This window comes from Virgibacillus flavescens (assembly GCF_050574275.1).
Classification (GTDB): domain Bacteria; phylum Bacillota; class Bacilli; order Bacillales; family Amphibacillaceae; genus Virgibacillus_F; species Virgibacillus_F flavescens.
In genome coordinates, this window is sequence record NZ_CP192260.1 from 2,135,354 (window position 1) to 2,150,725 (window position 15,372).

Sequence of the window (15,372 nt, forward strand, 5' to 3'; positions counted from 1 at the left end):
GGAAAGGTTTGCCATGAATCACATTTATTTGGACCATGCTGCTACAACACCAGTCGCTCAGGAAGTAATTGACGCTATGATGCCGATTTATTCAGAGGTCTTTGGAAATCCATCGAGTGTTCATTCATTTGGAAGAACTGCTCGCCACATGATAGATCAGGCTAGACAGGTCTTTGCAGAAAGTATAGGGGCTGAAGAAAAAGAAATAGTTATAACTAGTGGGGGCACAGAATCTGATAACTTGGCGCTTATTGGCACTGCTTTAGCAAATAAGGGTAAAGGAAACCACATTATAACGACTGAGCAGGAACATCATGCTGTTCTTCATGCAGCTAATTATCTAGAGAATTCAGGGTTTACTGTTACGTACCTTCCTGTATACGAGAGCGGTAAAATATCTATTCAGGATTTGGAAAATGCATTGACAGCCAGTACGACAGTTGTTTCTATTATGACAGTGAACAATGAGACTGGAATTGTTCAGCCGATTCAGCAGATTGGGGAGTTATTAAAAGATCACCAGGCATATTTTCACACAGATGCAGTACAAGCTTACAGCCAACTTTCAATCGACGTGAAAGAAGAAAATATAGATTTATTGACAGTAAGCTCCCACAAGGTTAATGGTCCAAAGGGTGTAGGTTTTTTGTATATAAATAAAAAAGTGCAAATCAACTCACTCCAATTTGGCGGAGAACAAGAACGAAAGCGACGTGCAGGAACGGAAAATGTCGTAAGTATAGCCGGTTTTATGCGTGCCGTTGAATTAGTAATAGATAATAAAGAAAAGCGAGTAGAAGCATATTCAGAATTTAAAAAGCTGTTTCTAAAAACGCTTGAGAAAGAAGGAGTTCAGTTTAGTATTAATGGCGACCATTCTGCTGCGGTTCCTTCTATTGTTAATGTGAGCTTTCCTGGTACGAATGTAGAGACTCTACTAACAAATTTTGATTTATCAGGAATAGCAGCTTCGAGTGGCAGTGCATGCACTGCAGGTTCTATAGAACCTTCGCATGTACTAAGTGCTATGTACGGTGCAGAAAACGAACGTACTACAAATTCAATCCGATTCAGTTTCGGTCTTCATAATGACACAGAGGACATTTCGGAAGCGGCAGAACGTATTGCGGGTATTGTTAAACGATTAACTTCTAAATAGGTGGTGACAAGATTGAAGGATAATAAAGATATACGTGTAGTAGTAGGAATGAGCGGAGGGGTTGATTCGTCCGTGGCAGCTCTATTACTTAAAGAACAGGGTTATGACGTTATAGGTATATTTATGAAAAACTGGGATGATACAGATGAAACGGGATTTTGTACAGCGACGGAGGATTTTGAAGATGTAGTCAGGGTATGTAACCAAATTGGCATTCCATATTACGCCGTCAATTTTGAGAAGAAGTACTGGGATAAAGTCTTCACCTACTTTTTAGACGAATATAAAGCTGGCAGAACCCCGAACCCAGATGTTATGTGTAATAAAGAGATTAAGTTTAAGGCATTTCTTGACCACGCAATCTCGCTTGGAGCAGATTATTTAGCTACAGGTCATTATGCGCAGGTCAGACATAATAATGGTGAGTATGAAATGCTTCGTGGTAATGATGATAACAAGGATCAGACGTATTTCCTAAACCAGCTTTCACAAGATGTCCTAAAGAAAGTAATGTTTCCGTTAGGCCATTTACCAAAAAAGGAAGTTAGGAAAATCGCCTCTGAACATGGTCTGGCAACTGCTGCTAAGAAGGATAGTACGGGTATTTGCTTTATTGGTGAACGTAATTTCAAAGAATTTTTAAGTGAATATTTACCAGCACAACCAGGGAAAATGGCTACCTTACAAAATGAAGTTCAAGGTAAGCATGAAGGCCTTATGTATTATACAATTGGTCAGCGTCAGGGGCTTGGAATTGGTGGAGCTGGAGATCCGTGGTTTGTTGTAGGGAAAAATTTAAAAGAAAATATTCTGTACGTTGAACAAGGATCTGAAAACGAACACTTGTATTCAGATAGTTTAATTGCAACAGATCTGAATTGGATTACTACAAAAGATATTGGACAATCATTTACATGTACAGCGAAATTCCGCTATCGCCAAAAAGATAGTGATGTTACTGTTTCTAAATTAGATAATGGTTCCGTCCATGTCAGTTTTCATGATAGACAGCGGTCAATTACCCCAGGACAGGCAGTTGTATTTTATGACGGAGATAAGTGTCTCGGTGGCGGTACAATTGATGAGGTAATCAAAAACGATAAACGGATTAGCTATGTAGGATGATAACGTAAAGTAAAGGATCTGTTCCGTAAAAATAAATGGAGCTGGATCCTTTTACTTACTTAAATATAGAAAAGAGTGGTGTTATAATGGAGAAAATGCAGCAGGCAATCGAATTCATGCAGGAACAAAAATATGAAGAGTCAGCAAAACTATTTACAGAAATTATTGAAGAACAACCAAACGATCCAATTGGCTATATAAATTTTGGGAATCTATTAATCCATTTAAACGAATTAACAAGAGCTCAACGTTTTTTTGAAAAAGCAATCGAACTAAATGAAACTGCTGCAACGGCATATTATGGTCTTGGGAATGTTTATTTGGAAGGATCAGATTACAAGAAGGCTAGCGAAAACTTTCTTAAGGCTATCAAATTAGGACTCGAAGAAGGTGATGTTTATTATATGCTTGGTATGACATTACAGAGTCAGGATCAAATGAAGCTCTCGTTGCCTTATCTGTTACGTGCATCCGAACTTGAGCCGAATGATGATGAAATTGCTTTCCAGTATGGTTTATCACTTGCTCAAAGCGAACATATTGAAGAAGCGAAACCAGTGTTTGGACGTGTTTTAGAGCTAAATAGTGAACATAGTGATGCACATTACAATTTAGGTGTTATTGCAATATATAATGAACAATTGGATGAAGCATTATCACACTTTAATCAGGCAATATCCATTCAGCCTGACCATTCGCTAGCCGTTAATGGTAAAGAGCAAATACAAAGTGTACTTGATCAAAAGAACGAGTAAGATAGTGGGGTTATTTGAATGACTATGTTTGAGCAATCGAATGAGAGTGTTTCACAAAAATATATTAAAGGTGAGCTTCTGTATACTATTTTCCAAAATACTACAGAGCATTTTTCGATTGCCAAAATTAGAGTAATTGAGACGAATGAAGCTATTAAGGATAAAGAGATTGTTGTAAAAGGATATTTTTCGAATTTGCAGGAATCAAAAAATTATGTATTTCACGGACAGATGGAGCGCCATAATAAGTTTGGACTGCAGTACCAGGTTACTTCGTTTGAATCGGATATACCGGATACAACAGACGGATTAATTGCGTATTTGTCGAGCGATTTGTTTTATGGAATTGGAAAAAAAACAGCAACTAAAATAATTGATCATTTAGGTGAAAATGCGATTGCAACAATATTAACAAAGCCGGATGTACTGAAAGATATAAAAGGTTTAAAGCCAGATAAAGCTGAGCAATTAGTTAAAACCCTGCAGGAGAACGAAGGGTTTGAGCACGTGGTAGTAAACCTTGCTAAATTTGGAATTGGTTTAAAACTTGCTCAGAAAATATATCAGGTTTATAAAGATGAATCCATAAAAGTTTTAAAGCAAGATCCATACCAATACGTATTTAATGTCGACGGCTTTGGATTTCAGAAAGCAGATGAAATTGCAGAAATAAATGGACTTTCATTAACACATCCAAATAGGATTGGAGCTGGATGTGTTTTTGTCATGCAGAAAAGTGTTCAGGAAGGGCATGTTTACCTGCCAGTTGAAGAATGTATCGCAGCTGTTATTCGATTACTTGGAAGAACGAGCGGAGAGCTTGATGAAGAAACAGTTGAAAACCAACTAGATTCACTTAACACAGAGAAGAAAATGATTATTCAAAACGGAAATGTATATCTGCCATCCTTATATTATGCAGAGGATGGATTTGCTTCTCATGTAAAGCGGTTACTAACAAAACCAATTGAAGAGCAGACAACATTAGCCGAAATGATGAAAATTATTGGCGATATTGAGGAAGAGGAAACATTAAGTTACGGAAAAGAACAGTTTAATGCGATTAATCAATCCCTTCACTCAAAGTTAATGATTGTTACAGGAGGGCCGGGTACTGGTAAAACTACTGTAATTAAGGGGATAGTTGACGCTTACGCTGCGATAAACAGTGTATCAGTTGACCCGAAAGATTACGATAACCAATCCGACTACCCATTTGTTTTAACAGCACCGACAGGACGAGCAGCAAAAAGATTGAACGAGTCGACAGGATTACCAGCAGTTACTATTCACCGATTGCTTGGCTGGGACGGAAATAATGGGTTTAGCAAAGATCAAAACGAGCCATTATCAGGTAAGTTTTTAATAGTAGATGAATATTCAATGGTGGATATATGGCTTGCGAATAGTCTGTTTAAAGCAATTCCAGATGACATGCAAGTCTTACTGGTAGGTGATGAGGATCAGTTGCCATCAGTGGGGCCGGGCCAGGTGCTAACAGACCTACTAACTAGTGAAGCCATTCCGTTAGTCAGATTGAACGAAGTATACAGGCAAAAAGAAGGCTCAAAGATAATTCAACTTGCCCATACAATAAAAAACAATGCAATTACTGATGAAACACTTCAAAATGATAAAGATTTCAGTTTTATCAGATGTAACGAGCTGCAAATGGTGGATGTAATTTCAAAAGTATTTTCTCATGCTGAGAGTAAAGGTATGAATCTGAAGGACATTCAGGTATTAGCACCAATGTATCGTTCGCAGGCTGGCATAACAATTATTAATAAAACACTTCAGGAAATTGTAAATCCTAAAACAAAGGGAAAGCGCGAAGTTAACATATACGATACAGTGTTACGCGTGGGAGATAAGGTCCTTCAATTAGTAAACCAACCAGAAGACGGTGTTTCTAATGGTGATATTGGAGAAATTGTTGCGATCTTTTTTGAAGATGAAAATGTAGAGAATGTGGAGCAGATTGTAGTGACTTTTGAAGGAAAAGAAGTAGTTTATGAGCGCAAGGACTATACAAATATCATGCATGCGTACTGTATTTCCATTCATAAATCACAGGGAAGCGAATTTCCAATTGTCCTCTTACCAGTTGTTTCGACTTATCATCGGATGCTTCGCAAAAATTTATTATATACTGCGATAACAAGAAGTAAGCAATCATTGATTATTTGTGGCGAGCTTCAAGCTTTTATTCAGGGGATAAATACGATCGATACAAACAAAAGATACACAAGTCTTGTAAACCAGTTGAAGGAAAGGTTGCCGGATCAATCTGGCAAGAGAAGCGAGGATAAACCAGAAACAGAAGTTTCTCCTTATGATTTTATGTAAAATATGTATATTTTCCTTTTATTTGGGTAAGCATAAATTTAATAATTGAATGCCCTTTTAAAAGGAGTTAATGAAAGATATGGAATGTCCAAACTGTAGTCGGAAAGATATAGGTAAAATTGGCGCACAGCAATATTATTGCTGGAATTGTTTTATTGAAATTACGATAGTCAATGAAGAAGTGGTGATCCATCAAATAGAATCAGATGGATCCTTAAGCTCGTTAAATGATCTGTTCACAGATGAAGAAAAAAGAAGAATTCAATGGTGAAATTAGTTGAAGAATGAAAAATAATTATTTAAAACTAAGGAGCGCCATTTATGTTTAAAGATAAAAATCCACTTCATATTCTATATTGGCTCGTAATTGGCATTTTGTCTTTTTTATTATTTTATCTTTTCGTAAAACTGTTCCCTTTTTATGGAACTGTTTTTTCCTTTTTATGGAGTATTTTTTCTCCATTTTTATTGGCGCTTTTCCTTGCATATTTATTGTACCCGTTTGTTCAGAAACTCCATTCGTTCAATATCCCAAAAGGGTTAGCGATACTAATTTTATATATAGGAATCATAGGTGGATTAATTTTTCTGGTTAATCGCATCTATCCTTTATTCATTCGCCAGTTGAACGAGTTGAGCGATCAACTCCCACAGTTTATTTCAACCTATAAAAATTGGATTTATCAGTTATATGAATCGACTGCTTTTCTGCCTGAAACAGTCCATGATCGGATGGACAACTTGTTTACGGGAGTAGAAAAAATGATAGCTAACATAGTATCAAAGCTGATGAATACAGTAACGAAAATTTTTGATATTATTATTTTGATTACAGTCATTCCGGTACTTATTTTCTACTTTTTAAAAGATACTAGAAAGATTAAAAATTGGCTGAAGAAGTGGATACCAATTAAATATCATCAACGTGCACATGTAATTCTGTATTCTATTGATAAGAGTTTAGGGAATTATATACGTGGTCAATTGATTGTAAGTTTATTTGTTGTAATAGCAACATTTGCAGCTTATTATTTCCTTGACTTAAAGTATGCGCTGGTGTTAGCTATTATAATGGGATTCACTAATATCATTCCATACTTTGGACCTATAATTGGCGCACTGCCCGCACTTGCTATTTCGCTTACCGTTTCAACTAAGCTAGCGTTATTGGTTTTACTTACAGTGTTTGTGATACAATTAATCGAAAGTAATTTACTTTCCCCTTACATTGTCGGGAAAAGCATTCACATCCACCCAATAGCTATTATTTTTGCACTGCTGGTGGGAGGGAAAGTTGGAGGAGTGCTTGGAATGATTTTAGCTGTTCCGTTATTAACAATTTTGAATGAAATTATGAAAAAAATCACCAAAAAAAGTATTTCTGATTGACAGATGACAGGATATTACATATAATATCGCATAATTAGTTATATATAAATCGTAGAAGGTTATAAGTACATGATAAGTCTATTTATCAGAGAGGGATTTTCATTTGGCTGAGAAAAATCCTATTTAAAGAGTCATGGAAAGCTAAACTGGAGTATGGTTAATCCCCATCGGTTTCATACCGTTACCATGATGAAGTGATGAACAACAGTTACTAATTGTTCATAATTAGGGTGGTACCGCGATCAAATCTCGTCCCTGCAAATTTGCAGAGAGGGGATTTTTTTATTTGCGTACAATTGAATTAATAGGAGGATAAAAAATGAAACAACTATCGTCTGCAGACGTAAGACAAATGTTTATCGATTTTTTTAAAGAAAAAGGTCATCAGGTTGAACCAAGTGCATCACTTGTTCCAGTAGAAGACCCAACATTACTATGGATTAACAGTGGAGTTGCTACGCTGAAGAAATACTTTGATGGTCGGGTAATTCCAGAAAACCCACGGTTAGTCAATGCACAAAAATCAATTCGAACGAATGATATTGAAAATGTAGGGTTCACCGCAAGACACCATACATTCTTTGAGATGCTTGGAAATTTCTCGATAGGCGATTACTTCAAGAAAGAAGCAATTGAATGGGGATGGGAATTTTTAACAAGCGCGGAGTGGATAGGGTTTGACCCGAAACTTCTAGCTGTTACCGTTCATCCAGAAGATGATGAAGCGTATGATATCTGGCTGAATGATATTAAATTACCCGAGAAACAAATCATTCGATTAGAAGAAAATTTCTGGGACATTGGCGAAGGACCAAGCGGGCCAAATACTGAGATCTTTTATGATCGAGGTGAAAAATATGGTGATGATCCGAGTGATCCTGAATTATATCCTGGAGGCGAAAATGACAGGTATCTGGAAATATGGAATTTAGTGTTTTCTCAATTCAACCATAATCCTGATGATACTTATACACCTTTACCAAAGAAAAATATTGATACAGGAATGGGCCTTGAGCGTATGGTATGCGTAATCCAGGATGCACCTACGAATTTTGAAACTGATCTATTTATGCCGATTATTAAACAAGTAGAAGAATACGCAAATGTATCTTATGGAACGGACAGTGAAACAGATACTGCTTTTAAAGTCATTGCAGATCATATCAGAACTGTTACGTTTGCCATTGGTGACAGTGCAATTCCATCGAACGAGGGCCGTGGATATGTGTTGCGCAGGCTATTACGCCGAGCAGTCCGTTTTGCTAAACAAATTGGAATTGAAAAACCCTTTATGTTTAATTTAGTGCCAATCGTAGGAAATATTATGAAAGATTTCTATCCTGAAGTCTTAAGTCAACAGAAGCATATACAAAATGTTGTGAAGCTTGAAGAAGAACGATTCCTTGAAACATTGCATGATGGGTTGGAAATACTTAATAGTATTATGGAAATAGAAAAAAACAAAGGGAATTCTGTTTTCCCTGGGGAAGAAGCATTTCGATTATATGACACGTATGGCTTCCCAAAAGAATTAACAGAAGAATACGTACAGGAAAAAGGATTTACAATTGATACAGAAGGTTTTGCACAAGAGATGAAGAATCAGCGGGAACGTGCACGAAATGCAAGACAAAAAGTTGATTCCATGCACGTACAGGATGAGGTTTTAAGTAAGGTTGATCATGAGAGTACTTTTATTGGCTACACTAACGTAGAAACAAAAACAACAATCACCCAGATTATAAAAGATAAAGAATTTGTCGATTCCTTGCAGCCGGGTGATGAGGCAATCGTATTTTTACAGGAAACTCCTTTTTACGCTGAAAGTGGTGGACAAGTAGCAGATAACGGGTGGATATACGCAGATGACGCTTCTATGTATGTCGGTGATGTTCAAAAGGCACCTAAAGGTCAAAATATCCACCGAGTAACAGTAAAAGAAGGAACCTTTAAGATCAATCAACAAGTCTCAGCCTCTGTTGACGACAGCTTCCGTAACGGAGTTATTAAAAATCATACCGCTACACACCTCTTACATCAGGCTTTAAAAGATGTATTAGGTAATCATGTAAACCAGGCTGGCTCAATGGTAACACCAGAAAGATTACGTTTTGACTTCTCTCATTTTGGTTCTGTCACGGAAGATGAACTGAAACAAATTGAAACACAAGTGAACGAAAAGATCTGGCTTTCATTACCGTTGTTAATAGAAAACAAAGCAATAGCTGATGCAAAAGAAATGGGAGCTATGGCATTATTCGGTGAGAAGTATGGCGATATCGTCCGGGTAGTTCAAATTGGCGATTATAGTATCGAGCTTTGTGGAGGATGTCATGTTAGAAATACGTCGGAGATCGGATTATTTAAAATTGTAAATGAAACCGGAATTGGCGCAGGAACGCGTAGAATTGAAGCAGTTTCAAGTAAGCAGGCATATCACTTTATTAATGATAAAATGGATATATTAAAAGCGACTGGTCAATTACTAAAGACAAATCAGGAAAATGTGCCTGAACGAATAGAAGGAATGTATAAAGAGATTAAGGGACTTCAGAAAGACAATGAATCGTTAAGTGCAAAGCTAAGCAATCTTGAAGCAACTTCTATTCTTGATCAAATAGAAACAATAAATGAGGTACCATTACTAGCAGAAAAAGTGAATGTAAAAGATATGAATCAATTACGTGGTATGGTAGATGATTTAAAGCAAAAGATGAAAACAGGAACAATCTTATTAGCTACAGAAAATAATGGTAAAGTCCAATTAGCTGCTGGAGTTTCGAAGGATTTAATTGATAAAGGTCTGCATGCTGGTAATCTAATCAAAGGTGCTGCACAAATATGCGGCGGTGGCGGCGGTGGCCGTCCAGACATGGCTCAAGCTGGCGGGAAAGATCCTGATAAAATTAACGATGCATTAGAATATGCAGTGAATTATATTAAGGAAACATTAACAAAATAGTCTCTGCGTATGTACAGGAGTAGAAAATGATATAATATTACGTACAAACATGTTAAGATGATGTCAGAAGACAAAACTTGGAATGAGGTGTCACTATGAGCTCTATTGATAAGACAATGAAATTTAATTTTTCGGAAGAACCATTTGATCAGGATATTAAAAAAATATTGTTTACAGTACATGAGGCACTTAGGGAAAAAGGGTATAATCCAATAAATCAAATTGTGGGTTATTTACTTTCTGGTGACCCTGCGTATATACCAAGACATAATGATGCCCGTAACTTAATCCGAAAGCTAGAAAGAGATGAGTTAATTGAAGAGCTAGTTAAGTTTTATCTAGAACATCAAGAGGAATAACAGATGAAAATACTAGGTTTGGATGTGGGCTCAAAAACGATAGGTGTTGCAGTGAGCGATGACCTGGGTTGGACCGCCCAGGGAATTACAACAATTAAATGGAATGAAAATGATCGGAAATCGGCAGATGCTGCGCTCAAAACAATTATTGATCAGTACGAGGTTGAAAAAGTTGTTATAGGTCTCCCTAAACACATGAATGGCAGCATAGGCGAACGTGGTGAAGCCTCTATAGTCTACGCGAAGCATGTTGAGAAGATTCACAAAATACCAACTGACTTATGGGATGAACGATTAACAACCGTAGCGGCAGAACGTGTTTTATTAGAAGCAGATATGAGTAGAAAAAAGAGAAAAAAGATCATTGACAAAATGGCAGCTGTAATGATTTTACAGGGCTACTTAGACAAAAAATAATGAAGGAGTGACAGATATGGCATTAGATGAAAAAGAACGTATCGTAATCCCTGATGAAAACGGAGAAGAACATCTTTTTGAAGTATTATTCACGTTTGATACAGATGATACAGAACAATCCTATATAGCAGTAGTACCAGTAGAACAAAAAGATGATGAAGAAGTAGAGGTATACGCATTTAGATATGAAGAAAAAGAAGCAGATGATAATGACTTGTCGTTATTCCCAATTGAGTCTGATGAAGAGTGGGAAATGGTCGAAGAAATGTTAAATACGCTTGCAGATGAGGAATCGGACCAGTAAATTATTTAAATGAAAAAGTATAAAAAGAGCTGGTGTCTTATGACATCAGTTCTTTTATTGCTCACTTTTTCGTCACTATTATACATAATTCTTTTTTAATCATAGATATTCTATTTCATTTTTAGTATAATATAGCGGATGAGAGGAGTTAGTATATGTTCAAGAAGAAAGAACCAGGCAGTTATACGGACAACCTGATCAAACGTTCAGAAGACGCAAGAACCGTTCGTAAAATTGTAACGATCGTAATCATTTCATTAGTTTTAATTCTCCTAGTAGGAGGAATTTCTGGGTATGTATACGTAAAATCAGCCCTTGAACCAGTAAACCCTGGAAGTGATAAAGAAATAAATGTTGAAATCCCAATGGGATCTTCTACATCTGATATAGCGACTATTCTTGAAGATAAAGGCGTTATTAAAGATGCACGTGTCTTTCGTTTTTACATAAAATTTAAAAATGAATCAAATTTTCAGGCTGGAAATTACACATTCACGGCTAGTATGACATTGGATGAAATTATTGAAGCATTAAAAAATGGAAAAGTTTTAAAAGAAGCGAAATATAATATTACCATTCCTGAAGGCAAAACAATTAATCAAATTGCTGAAATTTACTCGAAAAAGTTACCATTCAGTAAAGAAGATTTTTTAAATAAAGTGAATAATGTAGAGTACGTAGAGACACTGATTGATAAGCATCCATCTATATTGACTGATGTCATTTTAAATCCTGATATCCGTACGCCGCTGGAAGGGTATTTATTCGCTGCAACCTATAATTTCTATGAAGAAAAACCTACTGTAGAATCTGTAGTGGAAAAAATGCTGAGTAAGACTGAAGCGGTTGTTACACCATACTTGGACTCAATTGCTGCAAGAGATCTAACGGTACACAAGGCTTTTACAATGGCTTCTTTATTAGAAAATGAAGCAAGAACAATTGAACAAAGAAAGAAAATTGCTGGTGTATTCTATAATCGTCTAGAAACGGGTATGGCACTGCAAACAGATCCAACTGTATTGTATGCATTAGGTGGTCATAAGAAAAAAGTTCTATTAGAAGACTTGGAAGTAGAATCTCCGTATAACACCTATTATATCGACACACTTCCTATAGGGCCGATTTCGAATTTTGCAGAGAATTCATTGGAAGCTGCTCTTAATCCAGAAGAATCAGAGAATCTCTTTTTCCTTCATGACGATCAAGGGAACATTCATTATTCTGAAACACATGAAAAACATTTAGAGCTTAAAGAAAAATATATTAAATAACTGAACTTTCGCAGACTGAAATAGATAAATAAGCCGTAATATCTCTATACTGCGACTTAACTTTATTTTTATTTCCAAATAAGTGTTCTGAAGCTGCCGTCCAGGATCGCTGCTGGCATATCGCAGCATCTCAAGGTGGTAAGTTATTTCGCAGTTTCCATCTATTACGACATAGTAACTAGTTACAATATGAATAGAGTGTGCTTAGTCAAGTGCCATATTTCAAGCTATGTACGAAAGTTTAGTTATATAACCTATTACGGAAGTGTGAATGAAAGTTCACATTTTCCGTTTTTTTGCATAAAAGTTTCCTGATTAGGAAGGAGCATTATCATGTTGGATAAAAAATTGAATGAATATTTACTTGGGACGATTCCTTCGAATGAGGACTGGGTTGAGAACTTAGAAACATATGCAAAAGAAAATGATGTACCAATTATGGACCCGATTGGCATGCAGTTTTTACAACAGCTGATTCGAATTCATAAACCCATGCGAATTCTGGAAATAGGCACAGCGATTGGTTATTCAGCCCTGCGTATGCTTGAAGCAAATCCAACTGCGAACATAACTACTATTGAAAGAGATAAAGCACGGTATGATTTTGCAGTAAATGTAATAAAAGAGCAAAATAAAACTTCTCAAATAGAAATCATTCATGGTGATGCCTTGGAAGTTGTAAATGAATTAAACGAAAAACACACTTTCGATTTATTGTTTATCGATGCAGCAAAAGGTCAATACCAACGATTTTTTGAATTGTATAGCCCAATCATTCGAAAAGGTGGATTAATTATATCTGATAATGTATTATTCAAAGGGTATGTTGCAAACCCAAGTGAAAAACCGCACAGGTTAACAAAGATTGCAAACAAAATTAAAGCATATAATCAGTGGCTAATAGAAAAAGAAGAATTTCATACATCCATTGTTCCGGTTGGTGATGGAGTTGCCATTACCATCAAAAATTAAAGGTTAAAGGAGTGTAGTGGGACATGCGAGACAAGCCAGTTGTAATTGGTGTGGCTGGAGGCAGCGGTAGTGGTAAAACAACCGTGACGCGGTCCATATGCAAGCGATTTGCAGATAAAACCATACTAGTAATTGAGCAGGATTATTACTATAAAGATCAAAGCCATTTACCGTTTGAAGAACGGTTAAACACAAATTACGATCATCCACTTGCTTTTGATAATGATTTGTTAATAGAACACATTCAGGAACTAATGAATGAAAAATCGATTGAGAAGCCTGTGTATGATTATAAAATTCATACACGTTCAAAGGATTCTATTTTGGTGGAACCAAAAGAAGTGATAATACTGGAAGGAATTTTAATTCTGGAAGATCCTCGTCTAGTGGATTTGATGGACATAAAAGTTTTTGTAGACACGGATGCTGATATACGGATTATCAGACGAATGATGCGTGATATTAAAGAGCGCGGCAGGTCACTGGACTCGGTTATCGACCAGTATGTTAATAATGTCCGTCCTATGCACTTGCAATTTGTTGAACCGACAAAACGGTATGCTAATATCATTATTCCTGAAGGTGGACAAAACCATGTAGCTATTGATATAATGGCTACTAAAATTGAAAACATATTAGCAAAAAATCAAGCAAATCAATTATAAAGCAAGGCATGGTATCAGATGAAAATGATACGATGTCGTTGTACTTTACGGAAAAGTATTGAAAATTTAAACAAAATCTGCGATAGTTAAGATTAGAGCATATTCACTTAGCCGAGCGCACATACTTGTGCTGCTCATTTTTATACGTAAATATAAATATAATGTATATAAGGAAATATGTTATTTTTAATTGTAGATAAAAAAGGAGTGTTTTTAATGGCTGTAGAAAAAAGCTATTATATGACCGAAGAGGGAAAATTAAAATTAGAGAAAGAATTACATCATTTGAAAACAGAACGCAGACAAGAAGTAGTTGAGCGTATAAAAGTAGCACGAGATTTCGGAGATCTTTCCGAGAACTCAGAGTACGATGCTGCTAAAGATGATCAAGCATTTGTAGAATCACGTATTTCCCAAGTGGAAAAAATGATTCGTAATTCAGTTATTATTGAAAATGATAACGACAACCCCGATATTGTTTCTCTTGGAAAATCGGTAACGTTTCAAGAGTTACCAAGTGGTGATGAAGAAACATATACCATTGTTGGTAGTGCAGAAGCAGATCCATTTGAGGGGAAAATTTCAAATGATTCACCAATGGCCAAAAGCCTACTTGGACACCAAAAAGGTACTGAAGTTACAGTAGTAACCCCTGGTGGAGACATACAAGTTAAAATAGTAAGTGTAAATTAAAATATAAACAGAAACAGAAGCGGGATAAAATTATCTCGCTTTTTTCATTTTAAACTTGTTCCTTGCGGAAAAAATATTAATATTAACAAATTAGTCTTATCTAATCATTCTTAACTTTTCATAATAATTTAAACTGAAAATATGATATTATATTATCATGTGAGAAGGAGGGGAAATAATATGGATAATAATTCCAGGTTAAATAAATTTGAAAAACGAAGAAAGAATACAAAGTCTATTTCTCTTTTTCTAGTAGCTGGTGGTATCTTACTAATTGTATTACTGGCAATGTTTTTTTTCGGTGGAGGAGAAGAAAAGACAAATGAAGAGCAACCATCTACCGATACAAAAACTGAAGGTAGCAACAATAATAGTGCGGATGAAAATAATGAATCAAAGAATGAACCAGTTACAGAAGAAAATGATGAAGAAGCAAGTGATGAAAATTCGAACACAGAAGATGATGCTGCGAGCGATGATAGTTCAAGTTCAAATGATGAAGCTACGGATGACAGTGACACTCAAAATGAAAATCCGGACCAGGATACCAATGAGGATGAATCAACTAATTCAGATATAGAACGAGAAACTGTTGAAGGATCTGATAATCCGAATGTTCTAGAAACATATACTGCTGATTGGGAGCCTATTGGAACTGAGCAAGAAGGCACTCATACTAAACAATTCGCTGAAGGAACGCAGGATCGAAAAGAGATGGAAGAGGCAATCCGTGTCGCAACGGGATTAAAACAAGGTGATATGATAACATGGTGGCTCGATAACGGAGGCGGAAATAAAGTGATTGCTACCGCTTCTAATAAAGTACAGGATCAAACATACCGTGTATATCTTACTTGGGTAGAGAACGAAGGTTGGAAGCCTACAAAAGTAGAAGTTTTAAAAGAAAACGATAAAGATTAGATAGTAGAAAACAAGTTTGACTAAATCT

Annotated in this window: 15 protein-coding genes and 1 other annotated feature; all 15 genes read left to right on the forward strand. The window is 36.1% G+C overall.

The window, feature by feature from the left end; genetic code table 11:
• Positions 1–13: 13 nt before the first annotated feature.
• The gene (locus VBD025_RS10175; protein ID WP_430785081.1) at positions 14–1,159 is read left to right on the forward strand and encodes a cysteine desulfurase family protein; all 1,146 of its coding nucleotides are present in this window, start codon (positions 14–16) and stop codon (positions 1,157–1,159) included.
• A 12-nt stretch (positions 1,160–1,171) separates the two neighbouring features.
• Positions 1,172–2,284, forward strand: a complete 1,113-nt coding sequence (gene mnmA / locus VBD025_RS10180) for a tRNA 2-thiouridine(34) synthase MnmA (protein ID WP_430785083.1) — start codon at positions 1,172–1,174, stop codon at positions 2,282–2,284.
• An 86-nt stretch (positions 2,285–2,370) separates the two neighbouring features.
• On the forward strand, positions 2,371–3,039 hold the full coding sequence (locus tag VBD025_RS10185; protein WP_430785085.1) for a tetratricopeptide repeat protein: 669 nt from the start codon (positions 2,371–2,373) through the stop codon (positions 3,037–3,039).
• 18 nt (positions 3,040–3,057) lie between these two features.
• Positions 3,058–5,388: an SF1B family DNA helicase RecD2 gene (recD2, locus tag VBD025_RS10190; RefSeq protein WP_430785087.1), complete on the forward strand. Its 2,331-nt coding sequence runs from the start codon at positions 3,058–3,060 to the stop codon at positions 5,386–5,388.
• 79 nt (positions 5,389–5,467) lie between these two features.
• Positions 5,468–5,659 (forward strand): hypothetical protein, encoded by a 192-nt coding sequence (locus tag VBD025_RS10195; RefSeq protein WP_430791352.1) that lies wholly within the window; start codon positions 5,468–5,470, stop codon positions 5,657–5,659.
• Between the two features lie 50 nt (positions 5,660–5,709).
• On the forward strand, positions 5,710–6,777 hold the full coding sequence (locus VBD025_RS10200; protein WP_430785089.1) for an AI-2E family transporter: 1,068 nt from the start codon (positions 5,710–5,712) through the stop codon (positions 6,775–6,777).
• 43 nt (positions 6,778–6,820) lie between these two features.
• Positions 6,821–7,037, forward strand: a binding site (T-box leader).
• Between the two features lie 59 nt (positions 7,038–7,096).
• A complete protein-coding gene (alaS, locus tag VBD025_RS10205; RefSeq protein ID WP_430785091.1) occupies positions 7,097–9,739 on the forward strand; it encodes an alanine--tRNA ligase in 2,643 nt (880 codons plus the stop codon).
• Positions 9,740–9,834: 95 nt separating this feature from the next.
• Positions 9,835–10,098 (forward strand): IreB family regulatory phosphoprotein, encoded by a 264-nt coding sequence (locus VBD025_RS10210; RefSeq protein WP_430785093.1) that lies wholly within the window; start codon positions 9,835–9,837, stop codon positions 10,096–10,098.
• A gap of 3 nt (positions 10,099–10,101) precedes the next feature.
• A complete protein-coding gene (gene ruvX, locus VBD025_RS10215) occupies positions 10,102–10,515 on the forward strand; it encodes a Holliday junction resolvase RuvX (protein WP_430785095.1) in 414 nt (137 codons plus the stop codon).
• A 16-nt stretch (positions 10,516–10,531) separates the two neighbouring features.
• A complete protein-coding gene (locus VBD025_RS10220; RefSeq protein ID WP_430785097.1) occupies positions 10,532–10,819 on the forward strand; it encodes a DUF1292 domain-containing protein in 288 nt (95 codons plus the stop codon).
• A gap of 155 nt (positions 10,820–10,974) precedes the next feature.
• Positions 10,975–12,093 carry an endolytic transglycosylase MltG gene (gene mltG, locus VBD025_RS10225; protein WP_430785099.1) on the forward strand — a complete coding sequence of 373 codons (1,119 nt, stop codon included), beginning with the start codon at positions 10,975–10,977 and terminating at the stop codon, positions 12,091–12,093.
• A 333-nt stretch (positions 12,094–12,426) separates the two neighbouring features.
• Positions 12,427–13,065, forward strand: coding sequence for an O-methyltransferase (locus tag VBD025_RS10230; protein ID WP_430785101.1), 639 nt, complete (start codon positions 12,427–12,429; stop codon positions 13,063–13,065).
• A 23-nt stretch (positions 13,066–13,088) separates the two neighbouring features.
• Positions 13,089–13,730 (forward strand): uridine kinase, encoded by a 642-nt coding sequence (gene udk, locus VBD025_RS10235; protein ID WP_430785103.1) that lies wholly within the window; start codon positions 13,089–13,091, stop codon positions 13,728–13,730.
• A 216-nt stretch (positions 13,731–13,946) separates the two neighbouring features.
• A complete protein-coding gene (greA, locus tag VBD025_RS10240) occupies positions 13,947–14,423 on the forward strand; it encodes a transcription elongation factor GreA (RefSeq protein WP_430785105.1) in 477 nt (158 codons plus the stop codon).
• Between the two features lie 180 nt (positions 14,424–14,603).
• On the forward strand, positions 14,604–15,344 hold the full coding sequence (locus VBD025_RS10245) for a DUF1510 family protein (RefSeq protein WP_430785107.1): 741 nt from the start codon (positions 14,604–14,606) through the stop codon (positions 15,342–15,344).
• Positions 15,345–15,372: the final 28 nt, after the last annotated feature.

Excerpts from the sequence above, each read along its gene's own strand:
- VBD025_RS10175 (WP_430785081.1), top strand. The coding sequence starts at position 14 with ATGAATCACATTTATTTGGACCATGCTGCTACAACACCAGTCGCTCAG.
- udk (WP_430785103.1), top strand. The coding sequence starts at position 13,089 with ATGCGAGACAAGCCAGTTGTAATTGGTGTGGCTGGAGGCAGCGGTAGT.
- alaS (WP_430785091.1), top strand. The coding sequence starts at position 7,097 with ATGAAACAACTATCGTCTGCAGACGTAAGACAAATGTTTATCGATTTT.
- recD2 (WP_430785087.1), top strand. The coding sequence starts at position 3,058 with ATGACTATGTTTGAGCAATCGAATGAGAGTGTTTCACAAAAATATATT.
- VBD025_RS10210 (WP_430785093.1), top strand. The coding sequence starts at position 9,835 with ATGAGCTCTATTGATAAGACAATGAAATTTAATTTTTCGGAAGAACCA.
- VBD025_RS10185 (WP_430785085.1), top strand. The coding sequence starts at position 2,371 with ATGGAGAAAATGCAGCAGGCAATCGAATTCATGCAGGAACAAAAATAT.
- VBD025_RS10245 (WP_430785107.1), top strand. The coding sequence starts at position 14,604 with ATGGATAATAATTCCAGGTTAAATAAATTTGAAAAACGAAGAAAGAAT.
- VBD025_RS10195 (WP_430791352.1), top strand. The coding sequence starts at position 5,468 with ATGGAATGTCCAAACTGTAGTCGGAAAGATATAGGTAAAATTGGCGCA.
- ruvX (WP_430785095.1), top strand. The coding sequence starts at position 10,102 with ATGAAAATACTAGGTTTGGATGTGGGCTCAAAAACGATAGGTGTTGCA.
- VBD025_RS10230 (WP_430785101.1), top strand. The coding sequence starts at position 12,427 with ATGTTGGATAAAAAATTGAATGAATATTTACTTGGGACGATTCCTTCG.
- mltG (WP_430785099.1), top strand. The coding sequence starts at position 10,975 with ATGTTCAAGAAGAAAGAACCAGGCAGTTATACGGACAACCTGATCAAA.
- VBD025_RS10220 (WP_430785097.1), top strand. The coding sequence starts at position 10,532 with ATGGCATTAGATGAAAAAGAACGTATCGTAATCCCTGATGAAAACGGA.
- greA (WP_430785105.1), top strand. The coding sequence starts at position 13,947 with ATGGCTGTAGAAAAAAGCTATTATATGACCGAAGAGGGAAAATTAAAA.
- VBD025_RS10200 (WP_430785089.1), top strand. The coding sequence starts at position 5,710 with ATGTTTAAAGATAAAAATCCACTTCATATTCTATATTGGCTCGTAATT.